Annotated in this window: 19 protein-coding genes; 9 read left to right on the top strand and 10 right to left on the bottom strand. The window is 66.3% G+C overall.

Translation table 11 applies throughout. The features are described from left to right. Nucleotides 1-211 precede the first annotated feature (211 nt). The 8 genes from ABLE91_RS22175 to ABLE91_RS22140 all read right to left on the bottom strand — a co-directional run bounded on the left by ABLE91_RS22175 (nucleotide 212) and on the right by ABLE91_RS22140 (nucleotide 7578). A complete protein-coding gene (locus tag ABLE91_RS22175; protein WP_348934350.1) occupies nucleotides 212-1258 on the bottom strand; it encodes a sulfate/molybdate ABC transporter ATP-binding protein in 1047 nt (348 codons plus the stop codon). After that, on the bottom strand, nucleotides 1255-2166 hold the full coding sequence (gene cysW, locus ABLE91_RS22170; protein ID WP_348934349.1) for a sulfate ABC transporter permease subunit CysW: 912 nt from the start codon (nucleotides 2164-2166) through the stop codon (nucleotides 1255-1257). The genes ABLE91_RS22175 and cysW overlap by 4 nt, the downstream gene beginning before the upstream one ends. Then, nucleotides 2163-3017, bottom strand: a complete 855-nt coding sequence (gene cysT / locus ABLE91_RS22165; RefSeq protein ID WP_348934347.1) for a sulfate ABC transporter permease subunit CysT — start codon at nucleotides 3015-3017, stop codon at nucleotides 2163-2165. The genes cysW and cysT overlap by 4 nt, the downstream gene beginning before the upstream one ends. Nucleotides 3018-3214: 197 nt before the next feature. Beyond that, the gene (locus tag ABLE91_RS22160) at nucleotides 3215-4237 is read right to left on the bottom strand and encodes a sulfate ABC transporter substrate-binding protein (RefSeq protein WP_348934346.1); all 1023 of its coding nucleotides are present in this window, start codon (nucleotides 4235-4237) and stop codon (nucleotides 3215-3217) included. Between the two features lie 132 nt (nucleotides 4238-4369). Further along, nucleotides 4370-5098 (bottom strand): phosphoadenylyl-sulfate reductase, encoded by a 729-nt coding sequence (locus ABLE91_RS22155; RefSeq protein ID WP_348934344.1) that lies wholly within the window; start codon nucleotides 5096-5098, stop codon nucleotides 4370-4372. Nucleotides 5099-5109: 11 nt separating this feature from the next. Then, the gene (locus tag ABLE91_RS22150; RefSeq protein WP_348934342.1) at nucleotides 5110-5607 is read right to left on the bottom strand and encodes a DUF934 domain-containing protein; all 498 of its coding nucleotides are present in this window, start codon (nucleotides 5605-5607) and stop codon (nucleotides 5110-5112) included. Next, nucleotides 5594-7246: a nitrite/sulfite reductase gene (locus tag ABLE91_RS22145; RefSeq protein ID WP_348934341.1), complete on the bottom strand. Its 1653-nt coding sequence runs from the start codon at nucleotides 7244-7246 to the stop codon at nucleotides 5594-5596. Before ABLE91_RS22145 ends, ABLE91_RS22150 begins: the two co-directional genes overlap by 14 nt. 20 nt (nucleotides 7247-7266) lie before the next feature. After that, the gene (locus ABLE91_RS22140; RefSeq protein WP_348934340.1) at nucleotides 7267-7578 is read right to left on the bottom strand and encodes a DUF2849 domain-containing protein; all 312 of its coding nucleotides are present in this window, start codon (nucleotides 7576-7578) and stop codon (nucleotides 7267-7269) included. A 230-nt stretch (nucleotides 7579-7808) separates the two neighbouring features. Here ABLE91_RS22140 and ABLE91_RS22135 point away from each other — a divergent pair, with 230 nt between their 5' ends. Both ABLE91_RS22135 and ABLE91_RS22130 read left to right on the top strand, forming a co-directional pair. Beyond that, complete coding sequence (locus ABLE91_RS22135) at nucleotides 7809-8600, top strand: enoyl-CoA hydratase/isomerase family protein (protein WP_348934338.1); 792 nt, start codon at nucleotides 7809-7811, stop codon at nucleotides 8598-8600. Nucleotides 8601-8676: 76 nt separating this feature from the next. After that, entirely contained in the window at nucleotides 8677-8877 is a 201-nt protein-coding gene (locus ABLE91_RS22130) for a hypothetical protein (RefSeq protein ID WP_348934336.1), read from the top strand. Nucleotides 8878-8880: 3 nt separating this feature from the next. On the opposite strand, the gene ABLE91_RS22125 is transcribed toward ABLE91_RS22130, so the two are convergent. Next, nucleotides 8881-9471, bottom strand: coding sequence for a TetR/AcrR family transcriptional regulator (locus tag ABLE91_RS22125; RefSeq protein ID WP_348934334.1), 591 nt, complete (start codon nucleotides 9469-9471; stop codon nucleotides 8881-8883). 147 nt (nucleotides 9472-9618) lie between these two features. Here ABLE91_RS22125 and ABLE91_RS22120 point away from each other — a divergent pair, with 147 nt between their 5' ends. Next, nucleotides 9619-10041 carry an Ohr family peroxiredoxin gene (locus ABLE91_RS22120; RefSeq protein WP_348934333.1) on the top strand — a complete coding sequence of 141 codons (423 nt, stop codon included), beginning with the start codon at nucleotides 9619-9621 and terminating at the stop codon, nucleotides 10039-10041. 59 nt (nucleotides 10042-10100) lie between these two features. Here the strand turns inward: ABLE91_RS22120 and ABLE91_RS22115 are convergent, their stop codons facing one another. Beyond that, nucleotides 10101-10718, bottom strand: coding sequence for a protease inhibitor Inh/omp19 family protein (locus ABLE91_RS22115; protein WP_348934331.1), 618 nt, complete (start codon nucleotides 10716-10718; stop codon nucleotides 10101-10103). A gap of 322 nt (nucleotides 10719-11040) precedes the next feature. Between ABLE91_RS22115 and ABLE91_RS22110 the strand changes: the two genes are divergently transcribed. The 6 genes from ABLE91_RS22110 to ppx all read left to right on the top strand — a co-directional run bounded on the left by ABLE91_RS22110 (nucleotide 11041) and on the right by ppx (nucleotide 18153). After that, nucleotides 11041-11811: an SDR family NAD(P)-dependent oxidoreductase gene (locus ABLE91_RS22110; protein ID WP_348934329.1), complete on the top strand. Its 771-nt coding sequence runs from the start codon at nucleotides 11041-11043 to the stop codon at nucleotides 11809-11811. Nucleotides 11812-11988: 177 nt separating this feature from the next. Then, the gene (locus ABLE91_RS22105) at nucleotides 11989-12519 is read left to right on the top strand and encodes a CDP-alcohol phosphatidyltransferase family protein (protein WP_348934328.1); all 531 of its coding nucleotides are present in this window, start codon (nucleotides 11989-11991) and stop codon (nucleotides 12517-12519) included. A gap of 52 nt (nucleotides 12520-12571) precedes the next feature. Then, a complete protein-coding gene (locus tag ABLE91_RS22100) occupies nucleotides 12572-13672 on the top strand; it encodes an AI-2E family transporter (RefSeq protein ID WP_348934326.1) in 1101 nt (366 codons plus the stop codon). Between the two features lie 2 nt (nucleotides 13673-13674). Continuing rightward, the gene (locus ABLE91_RS22095) at nucleotides 13675-14385 is read left to right on the top strand and encodes a P-loop NTPase family protein (protein ID WP_348934325.1); all 711 of its coding nucleotides are present in this window, start codon (nucleotides 13675-13677) and stop codon (nucleotides 14383-14385) included. Nucleotides 14386-14450: 65 nt separating this feature from the next. Then, nucleotides 14451-16631 carry an RNA degradosome polyphosphate kinase gene (locus ABLE91_RS22090; RefSeq protein ID WP_348934323.1) on the top strand — a complete coding sequence of 727 codons (2181 nt, stop codon included), beginning with the start codon at nucleotides 14451-14453 and terminating at the stop codon, nucleotides 16629-16631. Between the two features lie 34 nt (nucleotides 16632-16665). Then, nucleotides 16666-18153, top strand: coding sequence for an exopolyphosphatase (ppx, locus tag ABLE91_RS22085; protein WP_348934322.1), 1488 nt, complete (start codon nucleotides 16666-16668; stop codon nucleotides 18151-18153). Nucleotides 18154-18161 lie beyond the last annotated feature (8 nt).

The raw sequence follows: 18161 nt of genomic DNA, 5'->3' as shown, positions 1-18161 counted from the left end.
TTCGATCCGAGCCCACTCCGCATCGCTCAACCACGTCAGAGCCTTCGCCATTCAAGCCTCCGCTCTCAAGCAGAAGCTTTGAATCAGTAACACAACCAAACCGCAACTCGATTGAGTTCAGACCCTAGACTGAGCCGCCATTCAAGCGCGGCATTACCTCAAAGACCTCTCGTCATGGCCGGCCACGACTGTCGTGATTGCCGATAGGCCCTCAGGCGCGCGCGAACACCCGGTAGCGCCGGGGCACCAGCCCGATCTCGGTTCCCACGGGCAGCGTGTCGCCATGGGGCACGGCGGCTTCCACCACGATGTCTCCGCCTTCCGCCGGAATGGCGATGTCCGCCCGCCGGATGGGCCCGAAAGTCCGCACCGCCAGCACCTTGCCGGCGATGGGCGCCGAGCCCGGCTCCGCGAGATCCACATCATGCGGCCGGGCGAGGATGCGCGCCGGCCCGTCAGCGGCCCCCTGCGCGTCAAGCTCGAGGCGCCGCGCCCCGACGAACAATGCGCCATCGCGAACATTAGCCGGCAAAGACAGGCTTTCGCCGATGAAATCGTGCACGAAGGCGGTGGCCGGAGCGTCATAGACCTGGGCGGGCGAGCCCACCTGCTCGATCTTTCCCTTGCCCATCACCACCACGAGGTCCGCCAGCTCCAGCGCCTCCTCCTGATCGTGGGTGACGAGCACCGAGGTGACGGGCAATTCCTCATGCAGATTGCGCAGCCAGCGGCGCAGCTCCTTGCGCACCTTGGCGTCCAGCGCGCCGAAGGGCTCGTCCAGCAGCAGCACGCGGGGCGAGATGGCGAGCGCGCGGGCGAGCGCCACACGCTGGCGCTGGCCGCCGGAGAGCTGGCCGGGATAGCGGTCCGACAGCCAGTCGATCTGCACCAGGGAGAGAAGCTCGTTCACCTTCTCCCTGATGGCGGTCTCGGGCAGCTTGTCCGCGCCCTTGCGCACCCGGAGGCCGAAGGCGACGTTCTCGAACACGTTCATGTGCCGGAACAGGGCGTAGTGCTGGAACACGAAGCCAACATTGCGCTCGCGCACGGAGCGGGAGAGGGCATCCTGCCCATCGAACCGCACCTCGCCCGCATCCGGCCAGTCGAGCCCCGCGATGATGCGCAGGAGCGTGGTCTTGCCCGAGCCGGAGGGACCGAGCAGGGCCACCAGTTCTCCGCCGGGAATGTGCAGGCTCACATTGTCCAGCGCCGCGAAATCCTTGAAGCGCTTGGAGACGTTGACGACTTCGATGCTCATCGGCGGTGCTCCGAAAGGCGCGCTTCAAGAAGCGTCTTGGCGATCAGGGTGACGAGGGCCAGCAGAGCAAGGAGCGAAGCGACCGCGAAGGAGGCCACGAACTGGTACTCGTTGTAGAGGATCTCGATGTGCAGGGGCATGGTGTTGGTGAGTCCGCGAATATGGCCCGACACCACCGAGACCGCGCCGAACTCGCCCATGGCGCGCGCATTGCACAGCAGGACGCCGTAGAGCAGCGCCCATTTCACGTTGGGCAGCGTCACCCGAAAAAAGGTGGAGAGGCCCGAGGCGCCGAGCGAGACGGCCGCCTCCTCCTCCGCCGTGCCCTGCTCCTGCATCAGCGGGATCAGCTCGCGCGCCACGAAGGGGAACGTCACGAAAATGGTGGCGAGCACGATGCCCGGCAAAGCGAAGATGATCTTGATGTCCGCCGCCTGCACCCAATAGGCGAACAGGCCCTGCGAGCCGAACAGCAACACATAGACGAGGCCCGCCACCACCGGGGAGACCGAGAAGGGCAGGTCGATGAGGGTGATGAGCAGGCTCTTGCCGGGAAAATCGAACTTGGTGATGGCCCAGGAGGCCACGAGGCCGAAGATGAGGTTCGCTGTCACCGCGATGGCGGCGACGATGAGGGTGAGGCGGACGGCGGCGAGCGCGTCGGGCTCCACCAGAGCTGCAGCATAGGCGGCCCAGCCGCGCCGGAACGCCTCATAGAACACGTTCACCAGCGGCAGCGCGATGAACAGGCCGAGAAAGGCCAGCGCGACGACGATGATGGCAATGCGCACCGCCGCCGGCTCGGTGTTGACCGGGCCGGGGCGCTGCGCGGCGTGGATGGCGGGCACCGCCGGCAGCCCTTCGGAGGCGAGGGCATGGGGCACGGTTTGTTCGCTGGCAAGGCTCATGCGCCCCTCCCGCGTGCCTCGCTCCAGCGCTGGAGCCGGTTGATGACGAGCAGCAGCAGGAAGGAGGCCACCAGCATCACGCAGGCGATGGCGGTGGCGTCCGCATAGCGGAACTCTTCCAGGCGGATGACGATGAGGAGCGGGGCGATCTCGGAGATGCCCGGCAGGTTGCCGGCGATGAAGATGACCGAGCCGTATTCGCCCACGGCGCGGGCGAAGGCGAGGGCGAAGCCCGTGAGAAGCGCCGGCAGGATGGAGGGCAGCACCACGCGGGTGATGGTCTGGAAGCGGCTCGCCCCCAGGCTCGCGGCGGCGTCCTCCAGCTCCTTGTCCAGGTCCTCCAGCACCGGCTGCACCGTGCGCACCACGAAGGGCAGGCCGATGAAGACCAGGGCGACGAGGATGCCCAGCGGCGTGAACGACACCTGGATGCCCAGCGGCGCCAGGAGCGAGCCGATCCAGCCATTTTCCGCATAGAGCGAGGTGAGCGCGATGCCGGCCACCGCCGTGGGCAGGGCGAAGGGGATGTCGATGATGGCGTCCACCACCCGGCGGAAGGGGAAATCGTAGCGCACCAGCGCCCATACCACGATGGAGCCGAACACCAGATTGATCACGGCGGCGGCGAGCGACAGGCCGAAGGAGACCTGCAAGGCATGCACCGTGCGCGCGCTGGTGACGATGGCGATGAAGCGCTCGAAGCTGATCTCGCTGGTCTTGATGAACAGCGCCGAGAGCGGCAGCAGCACGATGAGGCACAGCCACGTGAGCGTCAGGCCGAGCGTCAGCCCGAAGCCGGGAATGACGCTGCGCTTTCTGAACAACGGGCGCGATATGGCGGCTGTGGCCATCGGAATCCTTGCACAAGAAAGGCGCCCATTGGCGCCGGGCTCGGAACATGGCGAAGCGGCCCTGGGGCCGCTTCGCAGTCTATCAGCATTGGCTGGGAGCAGAAATCAGCCGCCGCGTCCGGTCTGGCCTGCACGCCTTCACGGGACGCGGCGGCGGTCCGGCGGGACGGGAGGAAGTGCCCCGCCGGGATCTGCGATCAGTTGGTGTAGATCTGGTCGAACACGCCGCCGTCGCCGAAGTGGGTCTTCTGCGCCTTGGCCCAGCCGCCGAACACCTGGTCGATGGTGAAGAGCTGCACGGGGGCGAACTTGTCCTTGTACTTGGCGGCGATCTGCTCGTTGCGGGGGCGGTAATAGTGCTTCGCCGCCAGCTCCTGGCCCGCCGGGGTGTAGAGGAAGTTCAGGTATGCCTCGGAGACGGCGCGGGTGCCGCGCTTGTCCACCACCTTGTCCACCACGGCCACCGGCGGCTCGGCCAGGATGGAGAGGGAGGGGGTGACGATGTCGAACTTGTCCGGGCCCAGCTCGTTGATGGAGAGATAGGCCTCGTTCTCCCAGGCGATCAGCACGTCGCCGATGCCGCGCTCCACGAAGGTGACGGTGGAGCCGCGCGCGCCGGTATCGAGCACGGGGGCGTTCTTGAACAGCGCCTTGACGAACTCCTTCGCCTTGGCCTCATCGCCGCCATTCTGCTTCAGGGCGTAGCCCCAGGCGGCGAGGTAGTTCCAGCGGGCTCCACCGGAGGTCTTCGGGTTGGGCGTGACGATCTTGATGCCCGGCTTCACCAGGTCATTCCAGTCCTTGATGCCCTTCGGATTGCCCTTGCGGACCAGGAACACGATGGTGGAGGTGTAGGGCGCGGAATTGTCCGGCAGCTTCTTCTGCCAGTCGGTGGCCAGCAGCCCGCGCTGCGCGATCTCGTCGATGTCATAGGCGAGGGCGAGGGTCACCACATCCGCTTCCAGGCCGTCGATCACCGAGCGGGCCTGCTTGCCGGAGCCGCCATGGGACTGGCGGATGGTGACGGTGTCGCCGGGATGCGATTTCACCCATTCGGCTGCGAACGCCTTGTTCACATCGCCATACAGCTCGCGCGTCGGGTCATAGGAGACGTTGAGCAGCGTGATGTCGGCGGCAAAGGCGGGCAGAGCGAGGGACGCCGAAAGCGACAGCGCCAGGGCGCCGGCGGCGAGCTTTTTCAGCGAGACGGGAACGGACATTGCGAGACCTCCAGGGGGATGGACAGGCCTGCGCCCGCCGATTGACGGGCACGATGGCACTGGTCCGCGGGAGGGTCAATAATTTAGTCGATAAAATCCGTAGAAAATATAGAATAACAAAATCAGCCTGTGTTATCCGGCTTTCCGGACGTGAATTCCACACTCCGTCTTGGCTTGCCCGCGCCAGCGGCCGGAGCGCGCATCCTCACCAGTGGCGACGCGGCTGGTGCAGGGCATGCAGCCGACGGAAGCGAAGCCGAACGTCTTCAAGGGATGCTGGGGCAGGCGGTGCGCGCTCATCCAGGCGTCGATCTCGGCCGGGCCGAGGGCGGCGAGCGGGTTGAACTTTACGCGGCCTTCGTCGAATTCCACCACCGGGATGCGGGCGCGGGTCGCGGCCTGATAGCGCTTGCGGCCGTTGATCCAGGCATCGAACGGCGCGAGCGCACGGGTGAGCGGCTCCACCTTGCGCAGCGCGCAGCAGGCGTCGGGGTCGTCCGCCCAGAGGCTGTCGTCGGGATCGCGCGCCGCATGGTCCGCCGGGTCCGGCCGGTTGGAGCGCACGTCCATGAGTCCGAGCAGCGCCACCAGTTCGTCGCGATAGGCCAGCGTCTCGGGGAACATGTGGCCGGTGTCGAGGAAGATGACCGGGATGGACCGGTCCACCTGCGCCATCATGTGCAGCAGCACGGCGGATTCGGTGCCAAAGGACGAGACCGCGGCGACGCGCCCCTGGTGCGTCTCGGCGGCGGCCGCGAGGATTTCGAGGGGCGAGGCGTTCCTGAGGTGCGCATCGAGGCTCTCGACGCGGGACAGGATCGCCTCGTCCGAGGCGGTCTGGGCGAAATCCACAAAGCCCATGGGAATGATCCTCAGGCCCGGCGGGCCGCGAGGCGCGCTTCGGCCGCGGTCTGCCGGCCATCGCCGGTCGGCTGGTAGAAGACGGAATAGGATTTGAGCGCCTGCGCCATGGCCGGAATGTCGGCAAGCTTGGTGATCTCGAAGGCATCGAAGCCGCAGCGGACCATGAACAGGAACTGGTCGCGCAGCACATTGCCCGAGGCCCGCAGCTCGCCCGTATAGCCGAGTCGCTCGCGCAGCCGCCGCGCCTGGCTGTAGGCCCGGCCATCGCGGAACTTCGGGAAGTCCAGCGCCACCACCGACAGGTGCCGCAGATAGGGCGCGAGCACCTTCACGTCGGCACTGTTGGGCACCAGCACACCGAGCGGCTGGTTGCGCCCGATAAGCGCCTCGCCTTCGGCCAGGAGCCGGGCGAGGGGCACGATCACGGGGCCGTCGGGGAGCGGGGTGTCTGCGTCCACGCGGACGAAGGCGTCCGAGACGACGGCGCCATCTTTAACGAGCGGCATAGGCGCGCTCCTTGAACGGTTCGAGGCCGAGGCGCTGGATCACGGAGATGAAGCTCTCCTTCGGGCCTTCCCTCAGTTCCAGATAGGTATCGACGATGCGTTCCACCACCTCCACCACCTCGCCTTCGGGCACAGCGGGGCCGAGCAGCTCGCCGAGGCGGGCCTTGTGGTTGGCCTTGCCGCCCAGCGTGATCTGGAAGAACTCCTCGTCCTTCTTCTCGACGCCCAGGATGCCGATATGGCCCACATGGTGGTGGCCGCAGGCATTGATGCAGCCGGAGATGTTGATGTGCATGCGGCCGATATCGGCGATGCGCTCATTGTCCGCGAAGCGCTCGGAAATGCGCTGCGCCACCGGGATGGAGCGGGTGTTGGCCAGCGAGCAATAATCGAGGCCCGGGCAGGCGATGATGTCGGAGACGAGGCCCACATTGGGGGTCGCGAGCCCGAGGGCATCGAGCTTGCGCCACAGCTCCGGCAGATCCTTCTGCCGCACATGGGGGAAGGTGAGGTTCTGCTCGTGGGCGACGCGGATCTCGCCATAGGCGTACTGATCGGCGAGGTCGGCGATGCCGTCCATCTGGTCGGCGGTGGCATCGCCCGGCGGCTTGCCCACGGGCTTCAAGGAGAGAGTGACGATGGCGTGGCCCGGCGCCTTGTGGGGGGCCACCGCATTCTCGTGCCAGCGGGCGAAGTCCGCATCCTTCAGCGCGTCCGCGAGGACCGCCGGCACGTTCTCCAGCGGCTCGAAGTCCGGGATGACAAAGCGGTTCTGGATGGTGGCGAAGGCTTCGTCGTCGAGCCGCAGCGTGGTGTCGCGGGTCTCGCGCCATTCCTCTTCCACGCGCCGGGTGAACTCCTCGGTGCCCACCTCGTGCACCTGGATCTTGATGCGCGCCTTGTAGATGTTGTCGCGCCGCCCGCCGGAATTATAGACCCGCAGGATCGCCTCCAGATAGGAGAGCAGGTGCTCCTTGGGCAGGAAGTCGCGGATGGTCTTGCCGATGAACGGCGTGCGCCCCAGCCCGCCGCCGACGATCACCTCGAAGCCGATCTCGCCATCCTTGCGGTGCAGGCGCAGGCCGATGTCATGGACGCGGATGGCCGCCCGGTCGTGCTTGGCCGCCGTGATGGCGATCTTGAACTTCCGGGGCAGGTAGGTGAATTCCGGGTGCAGCGTCGACCACTGGCGGATGATCTCCGCATAGAGGCGCGGGTCCTCGATCTCTTCCGGGGTGGCACCCGCCCACTGGTCGGTGGTGGTGTTGCGGATGCAGTTGCCGGAGGTCTGGAGGCCGTGCATCCCCGCCGCGGCGAGATCCGCCATGGCGTCCGGCAGCTCGTTGAGCTTGATCCAGTTGAACTGGATGTTCTGGCGGGTGGTGAAATGGCCGTAGCCGCGATCATAGCGCCGCGCCACATGGGCGAGCGCGCGCATCTGATCGGAGGAGAGCGTGCCATAGGGAATGGCGATGCGCAGCATGTAGGCATGCAGCTGCAAGTACACGCCGTTCATCAGCCGCAGCGGCTTGAACTCTTCCTCGTCCAGCTCGCCGGAGAGGCGCCGTTCCACCTGGTCGCGGAAGTCGTTCACGCGCTCCTGGAGGAACGCTCGGTCGAACTCGTCATAGACATACATGATGCGATCTGCTCCAGCGCCTATGCGCTGCCTTCGAGCTCAAACGTCGGCCCGCTCACGCGGATCCTCTCGCGCAGGTTCACCGGCTGTGCCCGGCCGCTCGCCACAGAGACGGGGGCGGGGTAGGCGCCGACGGCGTGGATCTCGTCGCCATGGGCAACGGTCAGCAGCGCCACGGCGTCTTCCGAGGTGGTCACCACGGCCGCCTCGGTGATGTCGGTGGACCATGCATGGGCCGGCGTGAGCCACACCACCACCCCGTCCGTGAGGCGGTTCGCCGTCACGGCGGTGGGTCCGCTGATCTTCAGCTTCTGTTGCAGCGGGGAGGTCATGGGCGCCGGTCCAATCCACAAAACACACGGAAATTTCGTGTATCTCGCATTTTCTAACGGCTACAAGAGTAAAATATTCCACGTGAATGTGCAAATCCCAATTGCCGAATTTTTCACGTGAATATGGCGGTGGGCCTGTTTATCGGGGTGCGCCGCAAGGCGAGATGGGATTTAGTGGCACGCTCAGGTGCAGCGAAGCTTGCACGGCGGAGCGAGACGCGAGGACCCCCATGTCAGATGCCGATCCCGTCCTTCTGGAACTCACAGGCGGCATCGCCCGCATCCGCTTCAACCGACCGCACGTGCTCAACGCCATCAATGAGCACGCCATCCTCGCCTTCAAGCGCGCGGTGGAGACGGTGGCGCTGGAGCCCACGGTGCGGGTGGTGGTGCTCTCGGGCGCGGGCAAGGGCTTCCTCGCCGGCGGTGATGTGGGGCGCTTCCACGAGGCGGGCGATGGGGCGGCGGAGGTGGTCTCCGCCATCATCAACCCGTTCCATGAGGCGCTCCAGACCCTGATCGGCCTGCGCCAGCCGGTGATCGCGGCCCTTCATGGCGCCGTCGCGGGGGCGGGCCTCAGCATGGCGCTGGCGGCGGACCTCGCGATCGCTTCCGAGGATGCCAAGTTCACCTTGGCCTACACCAAGATCGGCACCAGCCCTGATGGCGGCGCCTCCTGGGGCCTTCCACGCGTGGTGGGGCTGCGCAAGGCCATGGAACTGGCTTTGCTCAGCGACGTGATCGGCGCCGCCGAGGCGGAGCGCCTCGGCCTCGTGAACAAGGTGGTTCCGGCGGACCGCCTCTCCGAAGAGGTGGATGCGCTGGCGCGGCGCCTTGCGGACGGCCCCACCCAGGCCTTCGGCCGGGTGAAGGCTCTGCTGCGCGGATCCTTCGAGCGCGATCTGCGCGGCCAGCTTGCCGCCGAGCGCGACGCGTTCCTGGCGTGTGTCGGCACGCGGGATTTCAAGGAAGGCGTGGCCGCCTTCGTGGAGAAGCGGCCCGCGACCTTCGAGGGGCATTAATGCAGAAAAATAATGTAATATTGACAATTCACCAACGAGGATTATTTTATTCCACATATCCAATAGGAATTGTGGAATGCCCACGTCGATCCCCGCTCACGCTGTTCATGCAGCCCGCCCCAAAGCGGCGCGCCGGGTGTGGCTCGGCTGGTCGTGGGGTGACTGGGCGCTGTTCGTTGCGGCGTATGTGGTGATTGCGGGTGCGGTCCTGTTTGCCGCGCCGGAGCGTCACCAGACGGCAGAGCAAGCCCAGGCGGTGACGGTGACCGCCCGCTGACCTTCAGCTTACGCCGAGCGCGGCGAGCAGCGCATCCGACTGGGCGTGGTACGCCGCCGTAGGGTCCGGCTGAAGGACCGCAAACGCCATTAGTCCCCTGAGGGCACTGAAGATCAGCGGTCCCACGTTCTTTCCCGTCTGCCCGGAGCGGATCGAGCCGTCCGCCCGTCCCGCCTCCCACATCGCCGACAGCCATTCCGCTTGCTCGTCCACAAGGCGGGTAAGCTCCCCCACCGCCTCCTCGGAGAGGTCCTGGCGGTTGGTGGTGAGCATCAGGAATAGGCAGAGGCGGCCTTCCTCCTGGATGCAGGTGGCACACCGGTCCACATAGACGCGGATGCGTGCGGCGCCCGTGGCTAGAGCTTCCAGATGGTGCAGCTCGGCCCGGTGACGCTCGGCATAGAGCGACATGGCCGCGCGGCTCAGCTCGTCCTTCGAGGCAAAGTGGCTGTAGAGACTGGGCGCGCGCATCTGCGCCGCATCCGCAAGCTCGCGCAGCCCGAGGGCGGAAAAGCCCCGGCTTTGCATCATCTCGATGGCAAGGCTCGTGAGGGCTTCCTTGCGCGAGCCCTTCGGTGCCGGTGGCGCGTTCATTCCTTCTCCGTTTCCTCCTCCGCCCGAAAAGCGAACGATCGATCGTTAGCAGGTGTTGACATGCGCTTCAAGTTTAAGCTAACGATCGTTCGTTAGCAATCTCGTGCGCGGATGTCCCGCCACGGGCTTTCACAACGGGAGACCCCCATGTCCGCGCTCTATACGGCAGTTGCAACCACCACCGGCGGCGGCCGCCAAGGCCATTCCGAGACTTCCGACGGAAAGGTGAAGCTCGATTTGTCCTATCCGAAGGAGATGGGTGGATCCGGCGTGGGGACTAATCCCGAGCAACTGGTGGCGATGGGCTATTCCGCCTGCTTCGGCGGCGCGCTGGCCCTCGCCGGCAAGGCCCACAAGGTGGACACGTCCAACGCGCTCATCACCTGCCGCGCCACGCTGAACCGCATCGACGGCACGCATTCGCTGAGCTTCGAGATCGAGGTGGAGCTTCCCGGGGTCAGCCAGGCGGACGCCGATGCGATCGTCGCGGAAGCCCACGAGATCTGCCCTTATTCCCGCGCCTTCAAGCACGGCGCGCCGACGGTGGCGCGGGCCAAGGCCCAGGCGTGACGGACAGTCAGTAGGCGATAAAGAGACGCGCGGCCGGCTTTTGGAAAGCCGGCCCGCACTCAGCGGGTCAGGATGACCGACTGGTTGTTGTCGGCGATGACGCCCACATAGCGGTTGGGCCCGGCCGGCGCGAGGCGCGCGGTGACCTTTCCGACATGGTTCTGCAGCACCAGATCGGGGCCGAGCGTGTCCCAGCCCTTGGTCATGAAGATCTCGCTCGGGCAGGAAATATCCGCCTGGGCGGAAAGGCCGCTCGCCCCGCGCGCCGTCGAAAGCGTCAGCGGGCAGGTGCGGTTGCCGTCATCCCAGGAAAAGGTCCAGGCGCCGGAAAGCTGTTCCTGGGAGCCGGTGGCCGCATAGGCCGCGCCGCCGGGGTTCACGGAGGGCGGCGTGAGCGGGACGTTGCCGGCACTGGCCGTGGCGGTCGGCGTCACCGCCGCGCCGGCGGTATTGGCGGATGCGCCCGTAGTGCGCGCCGGGGCGGCGGGAGCGGCGGCGGCGGACTGCACGGGGGCCGGCGCCGCCATGGGCGCGCTTTCCACCGAGGCGGTGGGTGCATTCAGCACCCGCGCCGAATCCATCGCGCTCGTCTTCGTTCCGAAGCCATCCAGCTCGGTGCTGCATCCTGACATCAGGAGCGCCGAGGCAAGGGCTGGCGGAACAAGATAGAGCCTCATCAAAACCGTCTCCTGACACCGCACGTCAACATTGCTGCCGGCCCGGCCGCGAATCGAGACTCTACCCGATGGTCGCGGCGAAGGCTTAACAGCGTTTCAAAACTGGATCGCAACCGCCCCCGCAGGAGACATGACCCAAGACCACCTTCCTCCACAACATGGCAGGAGGATGACCCTGCGTCCCATGGACCCAGCTCAAAGTTAATGAATCGTAACGCCCGACGGGGAAACCGCAAAGAGGTGCGGATTCGTCGCGGGCGGGCTTTCACTTCCTCATGGTCATGCTCTATTTCCAGCACAGCCCATGCTGGAGAGGTGCGTCATGTATCAAATGCTGGACCCGAAGACCCTGACTGTCCTCGTCACGGGAGGCACCTCGGGCATCGGCGCTGCAGCCGTGCGCCGCTTCGCCGGTGCGGGCGCCCGCGTGATCGTCGCCGGTCGGCGCGCCGAGCGCCTGAAGGCGCTGGCGGACGAGTTCGGCGACCGCATCCACACCCTGGAGCTGGATGTGCGCGATTGGGATGCGACCCAGGCCGCCGTCGCGGCTCTGCCGGCGCCTTTCGCCAGCTATAACGTGGTGTTCGCCAATGCCGGCCTCGCCCTCGGCCTCGAGCCCGCCCACGAGGTGCGCATGGAGGACTGGGACGCCATGGTGGACACCAACATCAAGGGTCTTCTGCACACGGTGCGGGCGACGCTGCCGGGCATGATCGCCCGCAAGGAAGGGCATGTGGTGCTCACCGGCTCCATCGCCGGCGACTATCCTTATCCCGGCGGCAACACCTATGGCGGCTCCAAGGCCTTCGTGAAGCAGTTCTCCCTCGGCCTGTGGGCCGATATTGCCGGCTCTGGCGTGCGCGTCACCAATATCGAGCCGGGCCTGACCGAGACCGAATTCTCCCTGGTGCGCTTCAAGGGCGATGCGGCCCGCGCCGACAAGATCTATGAGGGCGTTGCCCCCATGACCGGCGAGGACATTGCCGAGCAGGTCTTCTTCGCCTGCACCCTGCCCCGCCACGTGAACATCAACCGCATCCAGGCCATGCAGAGCCACCAGGGCTTCGGACCGCTGACGGTGAAGCGGGGATGAGAAAAGGCTCTCGCCTCTTGCGAAACGTGCTCCCTCTCCCGCTTGCGGGGGAGGGGTGGGGAGGGGGCATGTGAAGCAGAGCAACGCTCCGGAATATTGCACGGGGGGCCTTTCCCCCTCCCTAGCCCTCCCCCGCAGGCGGGAGAGGGGACAAGGCTCAGCCTGGGAGACCGCCCCGTGAGCATCCCCAACATCATCACGCTGGCGCGCATCCTGCTCGTTCCCGTCGTGGTGTGGGCCATTGCCTCGGGGGAGGTGCAACTGGCCTTCTGGCTGTTCCTCCTGGCGGGTGTCTCGGACGCGGTGGACGGCTTCCTCGCCAAGCATTGCGGCATGCAGACCGAGCTCGGGGCCTATCTCGACCCGCTCGCCGACAAGGCCCTGCTCGTCTCCATCTATGTGACCCTGGCCGTGGCCGAGCTGATCCCCCGCTGGGTCGCCATCGCGGTGGTGACGCGCGACGTGATGATCATCGGCGCCGTGGTGCTCGCGGTGATGATGGCGCGGCCGGTGAGTATCCGCCCGCTGATCGTCTCGAAAGTGAACACCATGGTACAGATCGCGTTTGCAACCATGGTGCTGGCCAGCACGGGCTTCGGCTTCCCGCTGCACATGGCTTACGAACTCGGCCTGGTGGCGGTTGGCCTCTTGACGGCCCTTTCCGCGGCTGCCTATCTCGCGGACTGGATGCGCCACATGGCCAACTGAACGGGCGCCGGGCAGCGGAGGCAGCACCGCACGGCACATCGGGGAAGGCGCGATGCCATTTCGGCTCCAGGTGCGGTTCTGGATCGGGGCTCTGGTGGTCACCGTCGGGGTGCTCTGGCTGCTGCGGGGTATCCTTCTGCCGTTCGTCGCTGGCATTGCGCTGGCTTATTTCCTCAATCCCATCGTTGAACGCCTCTCCCGCATCGGCGTCGGCCGCACGCTGTCCTCGCTGCTCATCGTCGGCATGTTCATCCTGGTGGTCGTGATCTTCCTTCTGGTCGTGCTGCCGCTGCTCTCTAGCCAGCTGTTCGAGTTCATCCAGAATCTGCCGAGCTACGTCACCCGCCTCCAGGGGCTGGTGACCGACGAGAACCGGGAGTGGATCAACCATTTCTTCGGGGACCGCCTGCCGGACGTCCAGCGCTCGCTGGCCGACCTCATGTCCCAGGGCGTCACCTATATGCTCGGCTTCCTGACCTCCCTCTGGTCGGGCGGGCAGGCGCTGCTCTCGGTGTTCGCGCTGGTGGTGGTGACGCCCGTGGTGGTGTTCTACGTGTTGTGCGACTGGGACCACATGCTCGATACCGTGGACAGCTGGATCCCGCTCCACCAGAAGCCGGTGGTGCAGCGGCTCGGCAAGGAAATGGACCTGGCGGTGGCCGGCTTCATTCGCGGGCAGGCGCTGGTGTGCCTCATCCTGGGCAGCTTCTACGCGGTCGGCCTCACCATGGCGGGGCTCAATTTCGGCCTGCTGATCGGCATCGTCTCGGGCCTCATCACCTTCATTCCCTATGTAGGCTCGTTGACGGGGCTCGTGCTCGCCATGGGCGTCGCCATCGTCCAGTTCTTCCCGGACTGGACCATGATCGGCGTCATCCTCGGCATTTTCATCACCGGCCAGACCATCGAGGGCTACATCCTCTCGCCCAAGCTCGTGGGCGACAGCATCGGCGTGCATCCGGTCTGGCTCATGTTCGCCTTGTTCGCGTTCGGCTACCTGTTCGGCTTTGTCGGCCTGCTTCTGGCGGTGCCGCTGACGGCGGCTGCGGGGGTGCTAGTGCGCTTCGGCTTCAGCCAGTATTTCCACAGCCCGCTTTATACCGGGGAGGAAATCCCCGAGGACGAGAATGCCCAAGCCATGGAGCATCGGTGACCATGGCCGGGCGTGACCGCTCCAATCCTCAATTGCCGCTGGACCTCCCGGCCGCGCCCGGCCTGCGGCGCGAGGATTTTTTGGAGGCACCCAGCAATTCGGCTGCGCTGGCGCTGATCGATAGCTATCCCGACTGGCCGGCGCTCGTGGTCTGCCTCGTGGGTGCGCCGGGCACGGGAAAGAGCCATCTCGCCGCGGTTTTCGCCGAGCGGGCGGGCGCGAAGATCGTGAAGGCCGCCGACCTTGCCCGCGCGGATGTTCCCGACGCGCTCTCCACCGGCGCGCTGGTGGTGGAGGACGTCGCCCCCGGCGGGTTTGACGAAGCCGCCTTGTTCCACGTGCTGAATCTTGCCAAGGAAACCCGCGCGCACGTTCTCATGACGGCCCGCTCGGCGCCCTCGGGCTTCACGCTCGCCACCCCTGATCTCGCCTCGCGCCTGCGCGCCGTGCCGAAGGTGGAGATCGCGCCCGCCGATGATGCGCTGCTCGCCGCCGTCCTCGTGAAACTTTTTGCCGACCGGCAGATTCCCGTGGACGAGGGAACGGTGCACTATCTCCTCGCCCGCATGGAGCGCTCGGTGGCCGGCGCGGAGGCGCTGGTCAAGGCCATCGACCGGGCGGCGCTGGCGGCCCGTCGGCCCGTGACCCGCGCATTTGCCGCCGACGTGCTGCGCGCTTCGGAAAAAACCATTGCCGAAGATGAAGATGACTGAAACCGCGGCGTCATAGAGTGGTCATGCAAGGACGCCATGGTCCGGCGGAAATTGGGGGATGAGCGATGAGCGCGAACGAAAACGCAGCCCTTACCGTGGACGAGCCCTTTGTGGAGACCGAGGCCCAGACGGACCTCCTCTCGTCCCCGCACCGCTTCATCAACCGTGAAATATCCTGGCTGCATTTCAACCGGCGGGTGCTGGAGGAGGCCTCCAACAAGAACCACCCGCTGCTGGAGCAGCTCCGCTTCCTCTCTATCTCGGCCAACAATCTCGACGAATTCTTCATGGTGCGCGTGGCGGGCCTGAAGGAGCAGATCCGCGAGGGCGTCACGGCCAAGAGCCCGGAGGGCCTCAGCCCATCCGAGCAGCTCAACTCCATCATGGCGGAAGCCAGCACGCTGATCTTCGACCAGCAGGCCCGCTGGCGCGAACTGCGCCGTGACCTCTCCGGCATCGGCATCACGCTGGTGGACGGCGCCGACACCACGGCGGACGACCTGAAGCTGCTGGAGCCGCACTTCCTCCATCACGTCTTCCCGGTCCTCACCCCGCTCGCCATCGACCCAGCCCATCCCTTCCCGTTCATCCCGAACCTCGGCTTCTCGCTGGCGCTCCAGCTGGTGCGGCAGACCGACGGGCGCGGCATGAACGCGCTCATCCGCATCCCGGCCAAGGTGGACCGCTTCATCCGCCTGCCCGACGGCGAGGGCATGCGCTTCATCACCCTTGAGCAGATGATCGGCCTGTTCATCGCCCGCCTGTTCCCCGGCTATGCGGTGAAGGGCCAGGGCGTGTTCCGGGTGATCCGCGACAGCGACCTGGAAATCGAGGAAGAGGCGGAAGACCTCGTCCGCCTGTTCGAGACCGCGCTGAAGCAGCGCCGCTACGGCTCGGTGATCCGCATGGAAGCGGACGCCGCCATGCCGGACGAGCTGCGCAACTTCGTCGCCCGCGAGCTCAACGTGAAGGACGAGGAGATCTTCGTCGTCGACGGCGTGCTCGCGCTCAACGAATTCTCCCAGCTGGTCTCGGTGGACCGGCCGGACCTCAAGTTTCCCCCCTACAATGCGCGATTTCCCGAGCGCATCCGGGACCATGGCGGAGACTGCTTTCTCGCCATCCGCGAGAAGGACATCCTCGTCCATCATCCTTATGAATCCTTTGATGTGGTGGTTCAGTTTCTCCGTCAGGCTGCTCGCGATCCTAATGTCGTCGCCATCAAGCAGACCCTCTACCGAACCTCCTCCGACAGCCCCATCGTGAAGGCGCTGGCCGAGGCGGCGGAGGCCGGCAAGTCGGTCACCGCGCTGGTGGAGCTGAAGGCCCGCTTCGACGAGGAAGCCAACATCCGCTGGGCGCGCGACCTGGAACGCGCCGGCGTGCAGGTGGTCTTCGGCTTCATCGACCTGAAGACCCATGGCAAGCTGTCCATGGTGGTGCGCCGCGAGGGCGGCTCGCTCGCCACCTACTGCCATGTGGGCACCGGCAACTACCACCCCATCACGGCGCGCATCTATACCGACCTGTCCTTCTTCACCGCCGACCCGGTGATCGCGCAGGACGTGGCGCGCATCTTCAACTTCATCACCGGCTATGCCACCCCCGGCGAGCTGGACGTGATGGCGGTCTCCCCCACCACGCTGAAGCCGCGCATCCTCCAGAACATCAAGGAGGAGATCGCCCACGCCCAGGCCGGCCGTCCCGCGGCCATCTGGCTGAAGTGCAACTCGCTGGTGGACCCGCAGATCATCGACGCGCTCTACGAGGCGAGCAATGCGGGCGTGAAGGTGGAGTGCGTGGTGCGCGGCATCTGCTGCCTGCGCCCCGGCATTCCCGGCCTCTCCGAGAACATCCAGGTGAAATCCATCGTCGGGCGCTTCCTGGAGCACAGCCGAATCTACTGCTTCGGCGCCGGCCACGGCCTGCCCCACGCCAAGGCGACCGTCTACATCTCCTCGGCCGACCTCATGACCCGCAATCTCGACCGCCGCGTCGAGACACTTTGCCCCATCACCAACCCCACGGTGCATGAGCAGGTGCTGGATCAGATCATGGTCGCCAACATTATCGACAACGAACAGAGCTGGCGGGTGTTGCCCGATGGCTCCTCCGCACGCATAGTCCCGGCGCCCGGCGAAGAGTCGTTCAACGCTCATCGCTACTTCATGACCAATCCGAGCTTGTCGGGACGTGGAAAGTCTCTCAAAGATTCTTCGCCGCGCAGCCTCTTCCTCCACCGTTGAGGCGCGTGGCCGGGGGCCGCATCTTACCGATCCCATGACGGTCGCGGCGCCTATCGCCGTCATCGACATCGGATCCAATTCCGTGCGCCTCGTGGTCTATGAGGCGCTCTCCCGCGCGCCCACGCCCATCTTCAACGAGAAGGCGCTGTGCGGGCTGGGGCGTGAGGTGCTGTCCACGGGCCGGCTGGCGCAGGACGCCATCGACAAGGCCCTCTCCGCGCTCCGCCGCTTCCGCGGCCTGTGCGACGCCATGCAGGTGGACACGCTCTATGCGCTCGCCACCGCCGCCTCGCGCGACGCCAAGAACGGGCCCGCCTTCATCGCCGATTGCGAGGCCATCTGCCGGACCAAGGTGGAGATTCTCACCGGCCGGCGCGAGGCCGAGCTGGCCGCGCTCGGCGTGATTTCAGGCATCCATGATCCGGACGGCGTCGCCGGCGATCTCGGCGGCGGCTCGCTGGAACTGGTGGACGTGCGCGGCGAGACGGTCGCCGAAGGCATCACCTTGCCGCTCGGCAGCCTCGCGCTCCAGGACCGCTCCTCCAAATCCATGCGCAAGGCCGAGAAGATCGTGCGCGAGGCCATGGAGGAGGCGTCCGTCCTCCCGAAGCTCGCGGGCCGCACCTTCTATGCGGTGGGCGGCACGTGGCGCGCGCTGGCGCGCCTGCACATGTTCCAGAAGGGCTACCCGCTGCACGTGATGCATGGCTATTGCATCCCCGCCAAGGAGGCGCTGGCGTTCGCCCGCACCGTCCATCGCGGGGAAGTGGAGGCTCTGGGCAATATCGAAGCGATCTCGGTGGCCCGCCGCCCGCTGCTCTCCTATGGCGCCCTGGTGCTGGAAAACCTGGTGCGCCACGGCCGCCCGGCGCAGGTCATGATCTCCGCGCTCGGCGTGCGCGAGGGGCTGCTTTACAGCCTGCTGGACCGGCCCCAGAGACGGGAGGACCCGTTGCTGCTGGCGGCGCAGGAATTCAACCTGCTGCGCTCGCGCGCCCCGCTCCACCAGGAAGAAATGGTGACCTGGACCGACCAGTTCTTCGCCTCCTCGCCCTCGCTCGAGGAAAGCGGGGACGAGCGGCGCATCCGCCATGCCTCGTGCCTGCTTGCGGATGTGAGCTGGCGTGCCCATCCCGATTACCGCGCCGAGCAGAGCCTCGAGATGATCGCCCATGCGGCGTTCGCGGGGGTGGACCATGCAAGCCGCGTGGCGGTGGCCCTGCCGGTCTATTTCCGCCATATCGGCCTCACCGTCGAAGACCCGCCGCCGCGCCTGCTGGAACTCGTGACCCCCAGCATGCTCGACCGCGCGCGCATCCTCGGCGCCGCCATGCGGGTGGCCTATCCCCTCTCGGCGGCCATGGCCGGCATCCTGCCCTCCACGAAGCTGGAGGTGCGCGGCGACGTGCTCGCGCTGACGATCCCCGCCCGCCTGTCGGACCTCGTGAACGAGCGCGTACACAACCGCATGCGCCAGCTTTGCCGGCTCATTGGCCGCGAGCCCGTGGTGGAAGTCGGCTGAAATCCAGC

The organism is Aquabacter albus, assembly GCF_040049275.1.
Taxonomy (GTDB): domain Bacteria; phylum Pseudomonadota; class Alphaproteobacteria; order Rhizobiales; family Xanthobacteraceae; genus Aquabacter.
This window is presented reverse-complemented; position numbering and strand designations above follow the sequence as displayed.

What these genes read in the sequence shown, in the direction of transcription:
- cysT (WP_348934347.1), bottom strand. Translation starts at nt 3,017, where the DNA reads ATGGCCACAGCCGCCATATCGCGCCCGTTGTTCAGAAAGCGCAGCGTC.
- ABLE91_RS22150 (WP_348934342.1), bottom strand. Translation starts at nt 5,607, where the DNA reads ATGCCGCTCGTTAAAGATGGCGCCGTCGTCTCGGACGCCTTCGTCCGC.
- ABLE91_RS22090 (WP_348934323.1), top strand. Translation starts at nt 14,451, where the DNA reads ATGAGCGCGAACGAAAACGCAGCCCTTACCGTGGACGAGCCCTTTGTG.
- ABLE91_RS22120 (WP_348934333.1), top strand. Translation starts at nt 9,619, where the DNA reads ATGTCCGCGCTCTATACGGCAGTTGCAACCACCACCGGCGGCGGCCGC.
- ABLE91_RS22175 (WP_348934350.1), bottom strand. Translation starts at nt 1,258, where the DNA reads ATGAGCATCGAAGTCGTCAACGTCTCCAAGCGCTTCAAGGATTTCGCG.
- ABLE91_RS22095 (WP_348934325.1), top strand. Translation starts at nt 13,675, where the DNA reads ATGGCCGGGCGTGACCGCTCCAATCCTCAATTGCCGCTGGACCTCCCG.
- ppx (WP_348934322.1), top strand. Translation starts at nt 16,666, where the DNA reads ATGACGGTCGCGGCGCCTATCGCCGTCATCGACATCGGATCCAATTCC.
- ABLE91_RS22160 (WP_348934346.1), bottom strand. Translation starts at nt 4,237, where the DNA reads ATGTCCGTTCCCGTCTCGCTGAAAAAGCTCGCCGCCGGCGCCCTGGCG.
- ABLE91_RS22130 (WP_348934336.1), top strand. Translation starts at nt 8,677, where the DNA reads ATGCCCACGTCGATCCCCGCTCACGCTGTTCATGCAGCCCGCCCCAAA.
- ABLE91_RS22135 (WP_348934338.1), top strand. Translation starts at nt 7,809, where the DNA reads ATGTCAGATGCCGATCCCGTCCTTCTGGAACTCACAGGCGGCATCGCC.
- ABLE91_RS22125 (WP_348934334.1), bottom strand. Translation starts at nt 9,471, where the DNA reads ATGAACGCGCCACCGGCACCGAAGGGCTCGCGCAAGGAAGCCCTCACG.
- ABLE91_RS22155 (WP_348934344.1), bottom strand. Translation starts at nt 5,098, where the DNA reads ATGGGCTTTGTGGATTTCGCCCAGACCGCCTCGGACGAGGCGATCCTG.
- ABLE91_RS22115 (WP_348934331.1), bottom strand. Translation starts at nt 10,718, where the DNA reads ATGAGGCTCTATCTTGTTCCGCCAGCCCTTGCCTCGGCGCTCCTGATG.
- ABLE91_RS22100 (WP_348934326.1), top strand. Translation starts at nt 12,572, where the DNA reads ATGCCATTTCGGCTCCAGGTGCGGTTCTGGATCGGGGCTCTGGTGGTC.
- ABLE91_RS22140 (WP_348934340.1), bottom strand. Translation starts at nt 7,578, where the DNA reads ATGACCTCCCCGCTGCAACAGAAGCTGAAGATCAGCGGACCCACCGCC.
- ABLE91_RS22110 (WP_348934329.1), top strand. Translation starts at nt 11,041, where the DNA reads ATGTATCAAATGCTGGACCCGAAGACCCTGACTGTCCTCGTCACGGGA.
- ABLE91_RS22145 (WP_348934341.1), bottom strand. Translation starts at nt 7,246, where the DNA reads ATGTATGTCTATGACGAGTTCGACCGAGCGTTCCTCCAGGAGCGCGTG.
- cysW (WP_348934349.1), bottom strand. Translation starts at nt 2,166, where the DNA reads ATGAGCCTTGCCAGCGAACAAACCGTGCCCCATGCCCTCGCCTCCGAA.